At 69.1% G+C, this 15,231-nt stretch carries 14 protein-coding genes; 5 read left to right on the top strand and 9 right to left on the bottom strand.

Annotated features, from left to right (window positions below; genetic code table 11):
- The first annotated feature begins 11 nt into the window (after window positions 1-11).
- Window positions 12-3,155 (top strand): acetyl-CoA carboxylase family protein, encoded by a 3,144-nt coding sequence (locus ACFQBT_RS15020; protein WP_377823851.1) that lies wholly within the window; start codon window positions 12-14, stop codon window positions 3,153-3,155.
- 14 nt (window positions 3,156-3,169) lie between these two features.
- Here the strand turns inward: ACFQBT_RS15020 and ACFQBT_RS15015 are convergent, their stop codons facing one another.
- The 6 genes from ACFQBT_RS15015 to ACFQBT_RS14990 form a co-directional block, all read right to left on the bottom strand.
- Window positions 3,170-3,646 (bottom strand): GNAT family N-acetyltransferase, encoded by a 477-nt coding sequence (locus tag ACFQBT_RS15015; RefSeq protein ID WP_377823849.1) that lies wholly within the window; start codon window positions 3,644-3,646, stop codon window positions 3,170-3,172.
- Between the two features lie 10 nt (window positions 3,647-3,656).
- On the bottom strand, window positions 3,657-4,349 hold the full coding sequence (locus ACFQBT_RS15010) for a class F sortase (RefSeq protein WP_377823848.1): 693 nt from the start codon (window positions 4,347-4,349) through the stop codon (window positions 3,657-3,659).
- Between the two features lie 74 nt (window positions 4,350-4,423).
- On the bottom strand, window positions 4,424-5,176 hold the full coding sequence (locus ACFQBT_RS15005) for a hypothetical protein (protein ID WP_377823846.1): 753 nt from the start codon (window positions 5,174-5,176) through the stop codon (window positions 4,424-4,426).
- Window positions 5,062-5,934, bottom strand: coding sequence for an anti-sigma factor (locus ACFQBT_RS15000; RefSeq protein ID WP_377825511.1), 873 nt, complete (start codon window positions 5,932-5,934; stop codon window positions 5,062-5,064). The genes ACFQBT_RS15005 and ACFQBT_RS15000 overlap by 115 nt, the downstream gene beginning before the upstream one ends.
- Window positions 5,935-5,963: 29 nt before the next feature.
- Window positions 5,964-6,524 carry an ECF RNA polymerase sigma factor SigK gene (sigK, locus tag ACFQBT_RS14995; protein ID WP_377823845.1) on the bottom strand — a complete coding sequence of 187 codons (561 nt, stop codon included), beginning with the start codon at window positions 6,522-6,524 and terminating at the stop codon, window positions 5,964-5,966.
- Between the two features lie 130 nt (window positions 6,525-6,654).
- A complete protein-coding gene (locus ACFQBT_RS14990; protein WP_377823843.1) occupies window positions 6,655-8,025 on the bottom strand; it encodes an FAD-binding oxidoreductase in 1,371 nt (456 codons plus the stop codon).
- A gap of 82 nt (window positions 8,026-8,107) precedes the next feature.
- On the opposite strand from ACFQBT_RS14990, the gene ACFQBT_RS14985 reads away from it, so the two are divergent.
- Together ACFQBT_RS14985 and ACFQBT_RS14980 are read left to right on the top strand one after the other, a co-directional pair.
- Window positions 8,108-8,590 (top strand): PH domain-containing protein, encoded by a 483-nt coding sequence (locus ACFQBT_RS14985; RefSeq protein ID WP_377823842.1) that lies wholly within the window; start codon window positions 8,108-8,110, stop codon window positions 8,588-8,590.
- Window positions 8,590-10,074, top strand: a complete 1,485-nt coding sequence (locus ACFQBT_RS14980; RefSeq protein WP_377823840.1) for a PH domain-containing protein — start codon at window positions 8,590-8,592, stop codon at window positions 10,072-10,074. Before ACFQBT_RS14985 ends, ACFQBT_RS14980 begins: the two co-directional genes overlap by 1 nt.
- Window positions 10,075-10,199: 125 nt before the next feature.
- On the opposite strand, the gene ACFQBT_RS14975 is transcribed toward ACFQBT_RS14980, so the two are convergent.
- The gene (locus ACFQBT_RS14975) at window positions 10,200-11,843 is read right to left on the bottom strand and encodes a dolichyl-phosphate-mannose--protein mannosyltransferase (RefSeq protein ID WP_377823839.1); all 1,644 of its coding nucleotides are present in this window, start codon (window positions 11,841-11,843) and stop codon (window positions 10,200-10,202) included.
- A 52-nt stretch (window positions 11,844-11,895) separates the two neighbouring features.
- Between ACFQBT_RS14975 and rsmI the strand changes: the two genes are divergently transcribed.
- Entirely contained in the window at window positions 11,896-12,726 is an 831-nt protein-coding gene (gene rsmI, locus ACFQBT_RS14970; RefSeq protein WP_377823838.1) for a 16S rRNA (cytidine(1402)-2'-O)-methyltransferase, read from the top strand.
- Window positions 12,723-14,150, top strand: a complete 1,428-nt coding sequence (locus tag ACFQBT_RS14965) for a DUF2079 domain-containing protein (RefSeq protein WP_377823836.1) — start codon at window positions 12,723-12,725, stop codon at window positions 14,148-14,150. The genes rsmI and ACFQBT_RS14965 overlap by 4 nt, the downstream gene beginning before the upstream one ends.
- Before the next feature lie 133 nt (window positions 14,151-14,283).
- Here the strand turns inward: ACFQBT_RS14965 and ACFQBT_RS14960 are convergent, their stop codons facing one another.
- The gene (locus tag ACFQBT_RS14960) at window positions 14,284-14,619 is read right to left on the bottom strand and encodes a hypothetical protein (protein ID WP_377823834.1); all 336 of its coding nucleotides are present in this window, start codon (window positions 14,617-14,619) and stop codon (window positions 14,284-14,286) included.
- Window positions 14,600-15,199: a DUF4126 domain-containing protein gene (locus ACFQBT_RS14955; RefSeq protein ID WP_377823833.1), complete on the bottom strand. Its 600-nt coding sequence runs from the start codon at window positions 15,197-15,199 to the stop codon at window positions 14,600-14,602. The genes ACFQBT_RS14960 and ACFQBT_RS14955 overlap by 20 nt, the downstream gene beginning before the upstream one ends.
- Between the last annotated feature and the right edge of the window lie 32 nt (window positions 15,200-15,231).

Genomic DNA, 15,231 nt, shown 5'->3' with positions numbered 1-15,231 from the left:
CATGACTGACCGTGACTGTGTTGATAGCCAATCGCGGTGAGATCGCTGTCCGGATCATCCGCACCGCTCGGGAACTGGGGCACCGGACCGTCATCGTCCACGCGGCGGACGAGGCTGACACGATGGGCGTGCGGCTAGCGGACGAGGCGGAAGCGCTACCGGAGAGTGGCCCGGCCGCCTACCTGGACTTCGCCGCCATCGTCGCCGCCGCACCGAGCGGTGCGCTGGTTCACCCGGGCTACGGATTCGGTTCGGAGAACGCTGATTTCGCGCGTCTGTGCCAGACCGCGGGTCTGGTGTTCGTCGGCCCCGACGCGGATGCGCTCGAGCTCTTCGGCGACAAGACGCGGGCACGCGAAGCAGCCACGATGGCCGGTCTGGACCTGCCGCCGGGCACCGGGATCGACCCCGACCCCGGCCAGGTCCGTGCGCTCCTGGCCGCGCACCCGGGCGGGGTCATGATCAAGGCCGTCGCCGGTGGCGGTGGTCGCGGTATCCGCGAGGTCACCGACCAGCAGGTGGTCGAGACTCAGATGCAGCGGTGCGGGGATGAGGCGCTGGCGGGTTTCGGCGACGGACGGATCTATGCCGAGGCTCGCATCACCGCTGCACGGCACATCGAAGTGCAGGTGGTCGCCGACGGTCACCGCGCGATGACCGTTTCCGACCGCGACTGCTCCGTCCAGCGCCGCCACCAGAAGGTCGTGGAGATGGCGCCCGCGCCGGCGCTGCCGTCGGCGCTGCGCGAGCAGATCCACGCCGGTTCGATTCGGCTGGCCGAGCAGGTGGGCCACCGCGGCGTGGCCACGGTGGAGTTCCTGGTGACCGATGACGCGGCGTACTTCCTGGAGGTCAACCCGCGACTGCAGGTGGAGCACACCGTGACCGAGGAGGTCACCGGCAGTGATCTGGTCGCGGCCCAGATCGAGCTGGCCCGGGGCGTGACCATCGCTGACCTGATCGACCGCGAGGTGCTGCGCACACAGATCCGCGGAACGGCCATCCAAGCGCGGTTGAACGCCGAAACCATCACACCGACCGGTGAGTTGCACGCCACGTCCGGCACCGTCGAGACGCTTCAGTGGCCCGGCGGGCCGGGGGTGCGCGTGGACACCAGCGCGTATGCCGGTCTGCGGCACAGTCCACGCTACGACTCCCTGCTGGCCAAGATCATCTGCTCGGGGCCGTCCGGGCAGGTCGCGCAGCGACGGCTGCAGCAGGCGCTGGCCGAGACAAGCGTGACCGGAATCGGCACCAATCGCGCACTGCTGCAACGGATTCTGCAGGACGAAGGCCTTACCCGGGGTCTGCTGGCGACGTCCTGGCTGGAGGACAACTGGTCCAGCATCGCGGCAGGAGCGGCGACGCCGGAGCCGGAAGGGGCCGACCGGGCCGATGAGATCCTCGAGCCGGGTCAGGAACTGATCTGCGCCCGGATGCCGGGCGTGGTCGTGGCACTGGCCGGGGAGGGCAACCGGGTGCTTCCCGGGGCAGATCTCGCGGTCGTGGAGGCAATGAAGATGGCCCATCCGCTCACCCGGGACGTGACGGTGCGCGTGGTGCGGCAGCTGGTCTCCCTCGACGAGCAGGTCGAGGTGGGTCGTCCCCTCCTGGTGGTCGAGAGCGCGCAGGCTGACGGGGGGCAGCAGGCCGCGCCCCGGGTGGACCTCGATGCTTCCCGCGACGACCTGGACGTCGTCCGCGCCCGACGGGCGCGGTTGCTCGACGAGGCCCGGCCCGAGGCGGTCGAGCGCTGGCACGCCAAGGGCCGGCGTACGGCCCGGGAGAACATCGCCGATCTGGTCGACGACGGATCGTTCGTGGAGTACGGCGGCCTGGCCATCGCCGCACAACGCGCCCGACGCAGCGAAGAGGACCTGATCGCGAACACCCCGGCCGACGGGCTGATCTGCGGGACCGCGGTGATCAACGGCCACCCGGTTGTCGTGCTCTCCTACGACTACACCGTGCTGGCCGGCACCCAGGGCGTGCGCAATCACGCCAAGACCGACCGGATGCTGGAGTTGGCCCACCGGCGGCGGCTGCCGGTGGTGTTCTTCACCGAGGGCGGCGGCGGCCGGCCCGGCGACACCGACGTCTCCGGCATCACCGGCCTGGATGTGGGCACGTTCCGTGCGATGGGTGCGTTGTCCGGGCTCGTACCGCTGGTGGGTGTCGTCTCCGGCAATTGTTTCGCCGGCAACGCCGCCCTGCTCGGGGTGTGCGACGTCGTCATCGCGACGCCCGAGGCGAGTATCGGGATGGGCGGTCCCGCGATGATCGAGGGCGGCGGTCTGGGGGTTGTGCGCGCTCAGGACGTCGGACCGGTCGAGGTCCAGCGGCGCAACGGGGTGGTCCACGTTGTGGCCGCCGACGACGCGGATGCGATCGCGACCGCGCGCACGTACCTGTCCTATTTCCAGGGTGATTCAGTCATATGGACAGCTCCCGACGGGCGGTTGGCGCGGCACGCCGTACCCCAGGACCGGATGCGGTCCTACGACGTGCACGCAGCGTTGGCCGGTGTGCTCGACGAGAACTCGTTCCTCGAGCTGCGTGCCGATTACGCCCCCGGGATCCGGACCGGGTTGGGCCGGGTCGCCGGCGCGGCGTACGGCATCGTCGCCAACGACTGCCGACACTTCGGCGGAGCGATCGATGCGCCCGGTGCGGACAAACTGCGTGACTTCCTGCGAGTGTGCAATGCGCACGCACTACCGATCGTGACCTTCTGTGACACACCGGGTTTCATGGTCGGCCCGGACGCGGAGAAGGATGCGACGGTCACCCGGTTCGGGCGGTTGTTCGCCGACACGGCCGCGTTGCGCGTGCCGATGGGGACAGTCATCCTGCGGAAGGCTTACGGTCTGGGCGCGATGGCGATGGCCGGCGGGTCATTCCGCGCTCCGCAGTTCACCATCGCCTGGCCGACGGGGGAGATGGGGCCGATGGGTCTGGAAGGTGCCGTCCGGTTGGGCTACCGCAAAGAACTGGCAGCCATCGAGGACCCGCAGCGGCGGCAGGAAGAGTACGACCGACTCGTCGCGGCGGCGTACGCCCAGGGCAAGGCGATGGTCGCGGCCGCCGTCTTCGAACTGGACGACGTCATCGATCCTGCGGACACTCGGCGATGGATCCAGACGCTGCGCAGCTGATCGAGGGATCGGGGTCAGTGGTGCACCCGTTTGGCATACCAGTTCGTCGCGTTCGGGTTGTCGTTGTAGGCGTCGACGTCCTCGAAACCACTACTGCGGTAGAGCTGTTGAGCCGCGGTGAGCGTTTCGTTGGTGTCGAGCAGCAACCAGTGCGCGCCGTACTCGATGCCCGCCTCCTCCAAACCGGCCATCAGCATCCGGCTGATGCCGCGGCCCCGCTGGTCGGGCTCGACCCACAAATGCTTGATCTCGAAGGCGGGTTCGCCCAGGTAGTCGTGCACGCGGCGTACGCCGCCACACCCCACCGGCTCGTCCCGGTCGTTGCGCACCACCACGAAGACCCCCTCCGGCGGCGTGAACGCGGCCGGGTCGGGGTCGACCCGACGGTATCCTTCCGCGTGCGTCACGAAGCCGAGCTCGCGGCTGGTGAAGTAGTCATCGAGTAACTTCTGGGCGACTTCGTCGTCGACCCGGGTAGGAACCAACTGCATGGTTCCCAGCCTAAGACGCGGACGCAAGCCGGGCGTACACCACCGTGTTGTCGTCGAAATGTCCTGTGGAGCGGTCGAACTCGCCACCGCAGGTGATCAAGCGCAACTCGGGGCCGGCGGTGTTGCCGTAGACGTCCCCGGTGGGGAACGCGTTCTTGGGATAACGGGCCACCCGGTAGATCGTGAACGCTACCGAGCGACCGTCGGATAACCGCACGCTGGCTCGGTCGCCGTCGGCCAGGCTCGCCAACCGGAAGAATGGTCCCTTGCCGGTCGCCGTGGTCACGTGCGCCTCGATGACGGCCGGCCCGTTGCCGCCGGGCACCGGCGATCCGGTGAACCACGCGCCTTTGCCGACCTGCGCACCCGAGGGGACCGCGAGGGTTCCGTCCGACTGCAGGCCCAGCTCGATCAGCGGCAGTTGCACGCCGATCGCGGGGACGCTCACGCTGACCGGCCGGGATCCCGCACGTACGCCGGTCGCCGGGCTGCCGCTCGCCGTACCTGCGCTCGTCGGGCTCCCACCCGACGTCGGCGCCGGCACCTCGGAGGTGGGACCCTGCGGGCCGGGGGCCGCGGCGCTCGGTGGGGTCGGCGCTTCGTACCGGTGGGTCACGGCCCAGATACCGGCCGCGACGGCAAGCACCGCCGCCAGCGCGGCAGCGATCAACCATCGCGCCGTTGCGGACAACCTGAGGTTCATGCGGGCTCCTTGGGGCCGGCGGCTGGTGGGTGGCCAGGGGTGCGCCCACCAGCCGCCGGCGGTCGGGGGATCGGTCAGATCCGGTTGGCGGCGCGTCGGCGCAAGCCGACGTAGCCGAACCCGACGGCCGCGGTCGCAGCGGCCGCCGCACCGCCGAAGGCGATCGCGGAGGCGTCGTCGGAGGCGCCGGCACCGGTCTGCACACCGCCGGTCGGCATCCCGCTCATCTGGCTCACTTCGAGGCGCCCGCAGTTGGCCGGGTCGGTCGCCTCCTCGGGCAGCGAGGGGTCCAGCTCTGACTTGGAGCTGCCGGAGTACTTCCCGTCGCCGTTGTAGTCGACGCCGTGTTGCACGACAACGCCCTTGCCCTCCCGGATCGACACCGCGGTCGCGTCCGACACGGTGATGGTGCGGGAGTAGGTCGTCGAACCGACCGGGAACCGAGTGACGGCCAGGCCGCTGTTCGGCGAGGTGTCACCGGAGGTCGTCAGCGACACGGCGATCATTCCGTAGTCCTTCATCGCATCGGCTACCCGCAGGTGGCCATCGACGCCGGTGCCCTTGGTGTCGTTGCTCGGGCACGTGTTGGACCCGCCGAGGTGGATGTGCTGGGCGTGCGGTGCGCCGGCCAGCAGACCATGCGACACGATCTTGATGCTCAACTGGTCGCCGGTCAGCGATGCGGTGACCGTCCCGGTGGCGCCGCTGTTGTTCAGTTGGTTGAGCTTGCCCCACAGGTGGGTGGTGCCGGACTGAGCGGGGACCGAGGCGTGCGCTGACGGTGCCAACGCGATCGCCGGTAGGGCGATGGCGGGCAGGGCGACCATGCTGGCCGCCGCCGCAGAAAGTGCGAGTGTGCGAGATGCCATGACTGCTTCCTTCCTGAAGTGCCCACCGCGGCTGCGGAGGACGTCAGGAGTTCGGCGCGCGGCCGGCGACGGATGGGTCTATCCGAAAGAAACCGACGCAACGGGCTTGGTGGTCGGTTGCTGAGACCCCCGGCGGGCTCCACCGTGACCGCCGCACCCGTTGCCGCAGCGAGCGATCCCTTCATCACGGTGTCTTCGCCGGGGTTGATCACCCCGGCGCTGACCGGGCCGGTGTCGGCGAGCATCCAGGCCTGGTAGACCCGTCCGGACGGCGGCGCCGACACGTCGGAGAGGCGGATCACGCTGCGGTTGAGGGATTTCGACGCGATGACACGCATCGATCCGTCACCCAGCGGCGCCGTGAAGGTGGTGGCGTCCGCGGCGGACTCGACTTGTTGGACCGCCGAGACGGTCGTCGGCGGCTGCGGCCACAGGGCCACCGTGGCGGCTCCGCCCGCGAGTACGACAGCCGCAGCGGCCGCCGCCAGCCACCGGGTGCGGCGGTGCGGCCGAAGAACCCGCACGTTCTCCTGAGGGGTCGTCGCCACCTGGGCCAGCACGCGATCGCGCAGCTGCGGCGGCGGCGCGATCGGTGGCACCGACTCACCCAACGCGCCGGTGAGCTCCTGGAGCTCGCTCACCTCATCGCGACACTGCTCGCACGTCGCGATGTGTTGCTCGGCCGCTGAGCGCTCCGCCGGATCCAGTGCGTCCATGACGTAGTCCACAGCCTCGATGTGCTCGCTCACGCCTCACCGCCCAAGACGCCGCGTAGACACAGCAAGCCGTCCCTGATCCGGGACTTCGCGGTGCCCAGGGCAATACCCAGCTCTGCGGCGACCTGGGCATGACTCAGCCCGCCGAAGTACGCCAACTCGACTGCCTCGCGCTGCACCTGGGACATTCTGCCCATCGCGCCGCGCACCCGCTCGGCATCCAGCCGCTCGGTCACGACATCGACCGTGCTGTCGAAGTCACGATCCTGGTGCTGCACGCCGTACGCCGCGTCCCGCTTGCGCGCGGCCACCACCGACCGCACCCGGTCAACGGAGCGGCGGTGGGCGATGGTGAAGATCCACGACAGCCCGGAGCCCTTGGCCGGATCGAACCCGCCGGCGCGCCGCCACACGTCAAGGAACGTCTCCTGGGTGACCTCTTCGGCCAGCGTCTGATCGGCCACGATGCGCAGGACCAGACCGAAGACGCGGGCGCTGACCGCGTCGTACAGCCGCGCGAAGGCTGCCTCGTCGCCGCGCGCCACGGCGGTTAGCAGATCCTGCAGCGGATCGGAGTCGGCGGTGTGCATCGGCCGTATCGTTGCAGGCCGCGCGGTCCTGGCCGACACCCGAAAGCCGGTCGTCAGGGCCGCTTCGATCGTCATACCGGTGATTCGGAGCGGTGGGGGTCACCGGATGGCGCCGCCCGTACGGGCGCTTCTAGTCCAACATCGTCCCGGGGTTCATGATCCCCGCCGGGTCGAGGGCCTGCTTGATCCGCTGGTTCAGGGCCAGGACGTCCGGGCCGAGGTAGTCCGCCAACCACGGCTTCTTCAACCGCCCGACGCCGTGCTCACCGGTGATGGTGCCGCCCAGGCCGATGGCCAGATCCATCACCTCGCCGTACGCCGTGTGGGCGCGTTCGGATTGAGCCGCGTCGGAGGGGTCGAAGACCAGGAGTGGGTGGGTGTTGCCGTCCCCGGCGTGAGCGAGCACCGCGATCAGGATGTCGCGACGCCGCGCGATCTCGGCGATGCCGCGCACCAGATCGCCGAGGCGCGGCACCGGGACGCCGACGTCCTCCAACAGCAGTGACCCCTTGCGCTCGACCGCCGGGATCGCCATCCGTCGAGCGACCACGAACTGTTCACCGGTCTCAACGTCGTCGGTGTCGAAAACCTCTGTGGCACTGTTCTTTTCGCAGATCTTGGTGATCTGGGCAATCTCGACGCCTGCGTGCCCGGCCGGTTCGTCGGACTGCACGATCAGCATGGCCTCGGCGTCGCGGTCCAACCCCATCTTGGTGACGTCCTCGACCGCATTGATGGTCGGCTTGTCCATGAATTCCAGCATCGAGGGCCGCAACCCGCTGGTGATGTCGACGACGGTCTGGGTGGCGTCGTCGAGTCGGGCGAAGGTCGCCACCAGCGTGGCCGGCGGCCGTTGCGCCGGAACCAGCCGTAGCAGCACCTTGGTGATGATGCCGAGCGTGCCCTCGGAGCCGATGAAGAGTTTGGTGAGGGACAGGCCGGCGACATCCTTCAGGCGCGGACCGCCGAGTTCGACGGCGGTTCCGTCCGCCAGGACCACGGTCATGCCCAGCACGTAGTCGGTGGTGACGCCGTACTTCACGCAGCACAGCCCGCCGGCGTTGGTGGCCACGTTGCCGCCGATCGAGCAGAACTCGAACGAGCTCGGATCCGGTGGATACCACAGGCCGTGCTTGGCGGCCGCCTGTTTCACGTGCGCATTGAGCGCGCCGGGCTCGACCGTCGCGATCCGGGTCAGCGGGTCGATCTCGATGGCGGTCATCTCATCGACGGCGATGACCAGGCACCCGTCGATGGCACTGGAGCCACCGGACAGTCCCGAGCCCGCACCCCGTGGGACGACCGGGACGCCGTTCTCGGCGGCCCAGCGCACCCCGGCCTGGACGTCCTCGGTGGTTCGCGCGCACACCACTGCGATCGGCGTACCCGCGTCCGGGTCGAGCGCTCGGTCCCAGCGGTAGCCGGCCATCTTGGTGGGATCGGTGAGCAGCCGGCCGGTCGGGAGAAGATCGGCCAGTCGGCCGGGCTCAGGGGAGGACACGAGGGCTCCTTCGCACATCGGCGTACGACGACACGGACCCTTGCAACTTAACCCTGCCGCACGCAGATGGTTGGGTGAGGTCATGCAACTGCCGCAGCCAGAGCGCCGGGTGGCGTCTCGCGCGCCCGCCTACTGGCGGCTGCGCGGCGCACTGGTCTGCCTGGTGGGGTTAGCCGTCGCCGGCGTCGTGCAGTTCACCGTGCACCCGCCCACATCGGTGGCGGTCCTGATGTGGCTGGTGGTCGCCGGCGTGGCGGTGGCCGAAGTGCTGGTGATGCCTCGCTGGCGGTACGCGGTGCATCGATGGGACATCAACGACGAGGCCGTATCCACCCAGATCGGTTGGTGGGTCAGCGAATTGCGGGTCGCGCCGATCAGTCGCGTGCAGACCGTCGACACCGAACGCGGTCCGCTGATGCGCTTGTTCGGGCTGAGTACGGTCACGGTCACGACGGCCTCAGCCAAGGGCGCGCTGCACATTCCGGCCCTGGAACACGCGGTGGCCACCCAGCTGGTGTCCGATCTGACAGCGATCAGTGCGGCGGATCACCGGGACGCCACGTGATGGACGGCTATCCCTGGCGGCGGCTGTCTCCACGGATGCTGCTGGTCCACCCTTTCAAGGAGATCGGCCGGTTCCTGCCCGCGTTGGTGGCGGCGGCGATCTTCGGCAGCAGCACTGGCGACCCGTGGTGGTTCGTCGTGATCGTGACGGTGGCCTTCCTGATCGTCGGAGCCCTGCGGTGGTGGACCACGCGCTACCGGTTCACCGCGGACCGGGTGGAACTGCAGCACGGCCTGTTCACCAAGCAGTTGCTCACCACGCCGATCGACCGGGTGCGCAGCGTCGACGTCACGGCCTCACCCCTGCACCGGGTACTGGCGCTGGCCAAAGTGCGGATCGGTACCGGCGCCGGTGAGAGCGATCTGGTGCTCGACGGGTTGACCGGTGCCCAGGCTGCGAATCTGCGAGCGGAGTTGCTGCACCGTGATCCACAGCTGCGAGCCGGTGGCGGGGCGCAGGAGGACCTCGAGCAGCCGCTGGGTGAGCGGGTGCTGCTGACCTGGAATCCCACCTGGGTACGGTTTGCGCCGTTCAACCCCTCGAACATGGTCATCGTCCTGGTGCTCGCCGGTTTCGTGTTCCGCATCGCGAACGACCTGCACCTCAACCCGAGCAGCAACCCTGAGATCCACGACGCGATCGACTGGCTGCGCGGGTTGGTGCTGCCGTTGGCCGTGCTCCTGGCGACGGTCGCGGTCCTGGCGCTCGCGGCGGTCCTGGCGATGGCCGGGTATCTCCTGGCGTTCTACGGGTTCCGGCTCACCGCCGATGAGGTCGGCCACACCTGGCATGTGACGCGCGGTCTGCTGACGACGCGCTCGACCTCGTTGGACACCCGTCGCATCCGGGGCGTCACGATCAACCAGCCGGTACCGCTGCGCTGGGTCGGTGGTGCCCGGCTGAGTGCGATCACCACCGGGCTGCATTCCCGTCACGAGGAGCGCCGCTCCCGGGATGAGGCGGATCTCCTGTCGCCGCCTGCTCCGTTGCCGGTCGTCGCGGCCCTGGCGTCCGATGTCGTCGCCACCGCCGTCCTGACGCATCCGGTCAAGGCCCACGGCCCGGTGGCCACCCGGCGCCGCTTCACCCGGGCGCTCTGGCCGACCCTGGTCGTGGTCGCCGGGTTGGTGATCGCGGCCACGATCGGTCCGCTGCCGCACTGGGTGGCGTACGCCGCGCCGATCCTGCTGCCCGCCGCCGCCCTTCTCGCGTGGGACCGGGCCCGTCGTCTCGGGCACGCGATCGCGGGGGACTACCTGCTCAGCCGCACCGGCGGCCTGGGCGGGGCCATGCACGTGGTGCGGACCGACGGCACGGTTGCCGTGGTGATGCGCCGCTCGTACTTCCAGCGACGGCAGGGTGTGGCCAGCGTCGAACTCGCGACCGCGGCCGGCGCCCAGGGTTACACCGTGCTGGACGTGCCCTTGGCCCAGGCCACCTCGCTGGCCGCGACGCTGATGGCCTCGGAGCGCCGTACGATCTGACGCTGCACGGTGCCTGAGCTGCTGCCCCGGGACAGGATCGTGGCCGTCTCGTCACATATCGGGGGTGCCGCGGCCGGGCACCCATGGATTGCTGCCGGTTTCGTCGGAAATCGGGGTGCGACCGGTCAGATCCAGCTCGGCAGCCACATGCGCGCTTGCCAGTGGGTGTAGGGGATCACCTGCGCGGTCCAGATCGGCCAGAAGAAGACGAACAGCGCCACCGTCAGGACGGTGAAGGTGCCCACGGCGATGCGCCCCGCTCTGACCCGCCGAGCGGAGGCGTCCGGTGCGCCGAGGATCAACCCAAGCACGAAGACGCAGGCCAGCACGATGTACGGCACGAAGACCACCGAGTAGAAGGTGAAGATCGTGCGGTCCTGGTAGCTGAACCACGGCAGCCAGCCGGCCGCCACCCCGCCCACGATCGCACCGGCCCGCCAATCGCGACCGAAGAGCCAGTAGAAGATGCAGATGACCAACGCGATCGCCCCGAACCACCAGATCAGCGGATTGCCAAGAGAGGTAATGGCTTTGGAGCACTGATCGACGGTGCACCCGGCGTCCTTGCCCGGCGACTCGTAGAAGAAGGACGTAGGTCGTGTCTGCAGGATCCACGACCACGGATTGGACATGTACGGGTGGCTGGCGGTGATGCTCTTGGCCGAGTTGTACATCTCGGTGTGGTACTGCCACAGGCTGCGCAGCGAATCCGGCAGCCACGCGAACAATGAACTGTCCGGGGAGAACCCGCTGTCCTTGTTCGCGGGATTGGCGAGCGCCCAGGTGCGGTTGTACCCGTCGTCGCTGCGGAACCAGCCGATCCAGCACAGCAGGTAGGTCAGCACGCTGACACCCACCAGCTTCACCATCGCCGGTAGCGCATCCTTCAGGAACGTCCCGGCGATCCAGTTACGAGCGCCCGCCGTCCGGCGTGCGCCCAGGTCCCACCACACGGTCATCAACCCGAAGATGGCCAGGTAGAAACCGTCGGACCATTTGGTGGCCATACCCAGCCCCAGGCAGACGGCGGCGACCCAGCGCCAGGGCCGCCAACCCAGCCACGGACCCAGGCTCGAGACCGGAACTGCGGCCTCGCGCGCCGCGGCAACCTTGTCCGCGAGGATCCGCCGGCTGCGATCCCGGTCGGCCAGCAGCGCCGCGAACGCTGCCAGCGGCCAGAACATCACCAGCCCGTCGAGGATCGACACCCGCGACATCACGAAGGCCGCGCCCTCGAAGCACAGCAGGATCGAGGCGAGCGTCGCCAGCAACGGCGAGCGGAACAGGTGCCACGCGCAGCGGCCGATGAGATAGATCGCGATGGTCCCGGCGAGCGCCACCCCCACCCGCCAGCCGAAGGAGGAGTTGATCCCGAAGATCCACTCGAAGAAGCCGATGACCCATTTGCCGAACGGCGGGTGCACCACGAAGTCGGCCTGGCTGCCGTAGATCTGCGGGCTGCCCATCGTGAACAGGTTGTCGGTCTGGGTGCCGAAGATGTTCTGCTGACGCTCGATGCCGTACTGGACCAGCGACCAGCCCTCTTTGACGTAGTACGTCTCATCGAAGATCAACTGGTGCGGACGGCCGAGGTCCCAGAACCGCAGGATGCCGCCGATGACCGCCACCAGCGCCGGACCGAGCCAGGCCCACATCTTCTCCCGGGCCGTGCGGGGGCGACCGAGCAGCCGGCGACGCAACTGGTATCGCAGCGGCAACGGTGAGTCGGCGACCGGTCGCTCGGGTGCGTCGAGGGTCGTGGAGCTCACTCGCGACAGGGTAACCGAGCCGTCTCGGTGCGGTCCGTGCAACGCTAGCGCCATGTCGGACGGTCTCCTGGTGCTTGCGGGTACGCCGATCGGTGACCCCCGTGACGCCCCGCCCCGCCTGGTGTCCTGGCTCGGCCGGGCGGACGTGGTCGCGGCCGAGGACACCCGGCGGTTGCATCGCCTCGCCGACCAGCTCGGGGTGTCCCCTCATGGCCGGGTGCTCAGCTATCACGAGCACAACGAGCGGGCCCGCACCCCGGAACTTGTCGAGCGACTGACCTCGGGGGAGAGCGTGCTGCTGGTCACCGACGCCGGGATGCCGTCGGTCTCCGATCCCGGCTACCGCCTGGTGACCGCGGCCATCGCCGCGGGAGTGCGGGTCACCTGCGTGCCCGGCCCGTCCGCGGTCCTGATGGCGCTCGCGGTATCCGGCCTGCCGACCGACCGCTTCTGCTTCGAGGGCTTCCTGCCCCGCAAACCGGGTGAGCGGGCCCGGCATCTGGCGACCCTTGCCGCCGAACCGCGCACGATGGTGTTCTTCGAGGCGCCGCACCGGTTGTCCGAGATGCTCACCGCGGTGGCCGACGCGTTCGGCGCGCAACGCCCAGCGGCGGTGTGCCGTGAACTGACCAAGACCTACGAGGAGGTACGCCGCGGCGGACTGGCCGAGTTGGCCGACTGGGCGCTCGAGGGCGCTCGCGGTGAGATCACGGTGGTCGTCGCGGGAGCACGGGGTGCTTCTGTGAGCGTCGAGGAGGTGCTGCCGAAGGTGCTCACCCGGGCCGCATCCGGCGAACGGTTGAAGGACGTGTGCGCCGACATCGCTTCTGCCACGGGCCTTTCCAAGAAGGCGCTGTACGACGCGGCGGTCGCCGCACGGTGAGACGTCGGGCGGCGGTGTTGTGGCTGGTCGCCAGTCTCTGGTTGGCGATGTGGTCCGTCGCGAGGTACAACGCCGGTCTGGCCACGTCGTACGATCTGGGGATTTTCAGCCAGTCGGCCAAGTCCTGGTCCCGGGGCCACTGGCCGCACTCGGACATCCGCGGGCTGGATCTGCTCGGCGACCACTTCAGTCCGATCCTGGCGCTGAACGGTCTGTGGTGGCGCATCTGGCCCGACCCCCGTGTGCTGCTGATCGTGCAGGCGATCCTGATCGGCGCCGCCATGGTGATCGTGTGGTGGGTGGCCCGGAGGTTGGTGGGCGGTCGAATCGCCTTGGTGCTCTTCGCGATCGGGCTGCTGGCCCGGGGCACCGTCGCGGCGGACCTGTTCGATTTCCACGAGGTGGCGTACGCCGCGCCCATCGTCGCGCTGTTGGCGTCGGCTCTGGTCTGCGGCCGCTTCCGCCTCGCCGTCGGAGCAGCGGTCGTCCTGGTCCTGGTGAAGGAGGATCTGGGGCTGACGGTGATCGCGGCCGCGGCTGCGTGGTGGCTGCTGCAGCGGGACGGGTGGCGACGGCCGGTGCTGCTGGCCGGTGTCGGCGTGGCCGGCCTGGTGGCTGCGACGGTGGTGTTGCGGCTTGTCGGGGGAGGTTCGGGCTACGGCGTCTTCTTCGGCGGATCCGGCAGTACGCCGCTGGGTCAGCAGGTCGACACCGGGTGGTCGTGGTGGCGATTGGCGCCGCTGGCGTTGTTCGCCGCCACCGCACTCTTCGTCGGACTGCGTTCTCCCGTAGCAGTCCTGGCCGTCCCGACCCTGGCGTGGCGGATGGTCGGCAACAACCCGTCGTACTGGCGGCTGGACACCCACTACGACGTGATCCTGGTGCCGATTGCGCTGATCGCCGCCGCCCACGCCCTGAGCGGGGCACCCTCCTACCGCCACTTCTGGAACGGAATTCACCCCGCGGCGGCCGTTTCGGGTGGATCGCGTTCCACAAGTTCGGGTGTCGCAGTGGCTGCCGTCACCGGTGCGGCCATCAGCGTCGGGCTCGGCGTCACCCAACTGGTCGAGGTGGCCGCCGCGCCATGGCATGCGATCGTCCCCGCGCAGCGGTATCGCGACCTGCAGGAGATGAGCGAGCGGATTGCGCGGGATGCGCCGATCGCGGCCAGCAACACCACCGGCGCGTACCTGGTCGCCACCCATGATCAGGTGTGGTCGATCGGGTCGGCGCCGGCGGTGCGCTACCTGGTGTTCGCCAGGGACCGGGGGCCGCTGGACGAGGTGTCCGGCTGCCAACGCGATGCCCTCTTCGATGAGGCGACCGCGCGCCGGGACGTGACGGTGCTGACCGCCGGTCGTGGCGACATCGTGGCGATTCGCTACCTGGATCCCACCCCGGTGCGGCTGGCTGAGTGCGGGTGAGCAGGCCGAACGCGCTGATCAGACGGGTACGGCGGCGCTCACCAGGGTGTCGACAATTCAGGGACTCTCGACCCGGCGGGAGGGGCGATGTGGCCGGGGTGCTGACAACACAGGGACTCTCGACCCACAGGGCTCAGCCGCCGTTCGCGCACAGCGGGTCCATCGGCAACCGCAGCACCGTCTCGGACGCCGACGCGGGATTGAAGCAGACCCAGACGATCTTTCCCTGATGTGAGAACTCGGCCGCTGGCACCGTTCCGGTGGTTTGCAGCTGACGCCCGCTCGCGACGTACTCGACGGTGAGTTGCACATCGGCACCGGACCGGGTCGCCGACAACACGGTCCCCGCCGCCATCGCGCGGGTCGTCACCTGGGGCGTCTGATGGACCTGTCGCCACACCAGTACGCCCACCAGGAGCAGAAGGAGCACCAGGGCCGGCAGCAGCGACCTAGGCGAGAGTTTCGGCATGACGCGATCTTCGGGTGAACCGGCGGATCCGGCGGACCAGGACGTACCCCGCCCAGGCCATCAGCGCCAGGATCACCACCACCAAGATCGGGATGAAAACCGCAGCGAGGCTCAGCAGCAGCGACGACAGGTCCTCGGTCACCGACAGGACGGGGGCCGCGATGCCGCCGGTCGACACGTTCGCCACCGGGCGCACGGCGGTCTTGCCGCTGTGCATGATCCCGGCGATGACGAGGCCGCCGACGAAACCGATCCAGGAGTGTTCCTGCATGAACTGGGAGTGGTCCAGTTGCGACGACGCCTGCACGCCTGCGCCGATCACGCCGCCGGTCAACGGCCGGATGATCGTGCCGGCCATGTCGTTGACACTGTCGACCGCGGGGATCTTGTCCAGGACGACTTCGGAGATCAACAGCAGCGTCGCGATGCCGATCGCCCACCAGGATCCGATCCACGAGTAGTCCGCGGGCAGATCGATGACCGTGGTGAACCGGTCGAGCAGACCGACGATCAGGAAGGGGATGTAGGCGTTGAGCCCGGCGGCTGCCGTCAGGCCCAAACCGGTGAGCAACGCGAACATGCTCCAAGAATTGCAGGTCAGGAGCGTTGCAC

Source organism: Branchiibius cervicis, assembly GCF_042661605.1.
GTDB classification, from domain to species: Bacteria; Actinomycetota; Actinomycetes; order Actinomycetales; family Dermatophilaceae; genus Branchiibius; species Branchiibius cervicis.
Note: the sequence above shows the minus strand (reverse complement) of the source record. Positions and strands in the feature narration are given on the sequence as shown.

Excerpts from the sequence above, each read along its gene's own strand:
- sigK (WP_377823845.1), bottom strand. The coding sequence starts at position 6,524 with ATGCACACCGCCGACTCCGATCCGCTGCAGGATCTGCTAACCGCCGTG.
- ACFQBT_RS15010 (WP_377823848.1), bottom strand. The coding sequence starts at position 4,349 with ATGAACCTCAGGTTGTCCGCAACGGCGCGATGGTTGATCGCTGCCGCG.
- rsmI (WP_377823838.1), top strand. The coding sequence starts at position 11,896 with ATGTCGGACGGTCTCCTGGTGCTTGCGGGTACGCCGATCGGTGACCCC.
- ACFQBT_RS15000 (WP_377825511.1), bottom strand. The coding sequence starts at position 5,934 with ATGGACGCACTGGATCCGGCGGAGCGCTCAGCGGCCGAGCAACACATC.
- ACFQBT_RS15005 (WP_377823846.1), bottom strand. The coding sequence starts at position 5,176 with ATGGTCGCCCTGCCCGCCATCGCCCTACCGGCGATCGCGTTGGCACCG.
- ACFQBT_RS14985 (WP_377823842.1), top strand. The coding sequence starts at position 8,108 with ATGCAACTGCCGCAGCCAGAGCGCCGGGTGGCGTCTCGCGCGCCCGCC.
- ACFQBT_RS15015 (WP_377823849.1), bottom strand. The coding sequence starts at position 3,646 with ATGCAGTTGGTTCCTACCCGGGTCGACGACGAAGTCGCCCAGAAGTTA.
- ACFQBT_RS14960 (WP_377823834.1), bottom strand. The coding sequence starts at position 14,619 with ATGCCGAAACTCTCGCCTAGGTCGCTGCTGCCGGCCCTGGTGCTCCTT.
- ACFQBT_RS14980 (WP_377823840.1), top strand. The coding sequence starts at position 8,590 with ATGGACGGCTATCCCTGGCGGCGGCTGTCTCCACGGATGCTGCTGGTC.
- ACFQBT_RS14955 (WP_377823833.1), bottom strand. The coding sequence starts at position 15,199 with ATGTTCGCGTTGCTCACCGGTTTGGGCCTGACGGCAGCCGCCGGGCTC.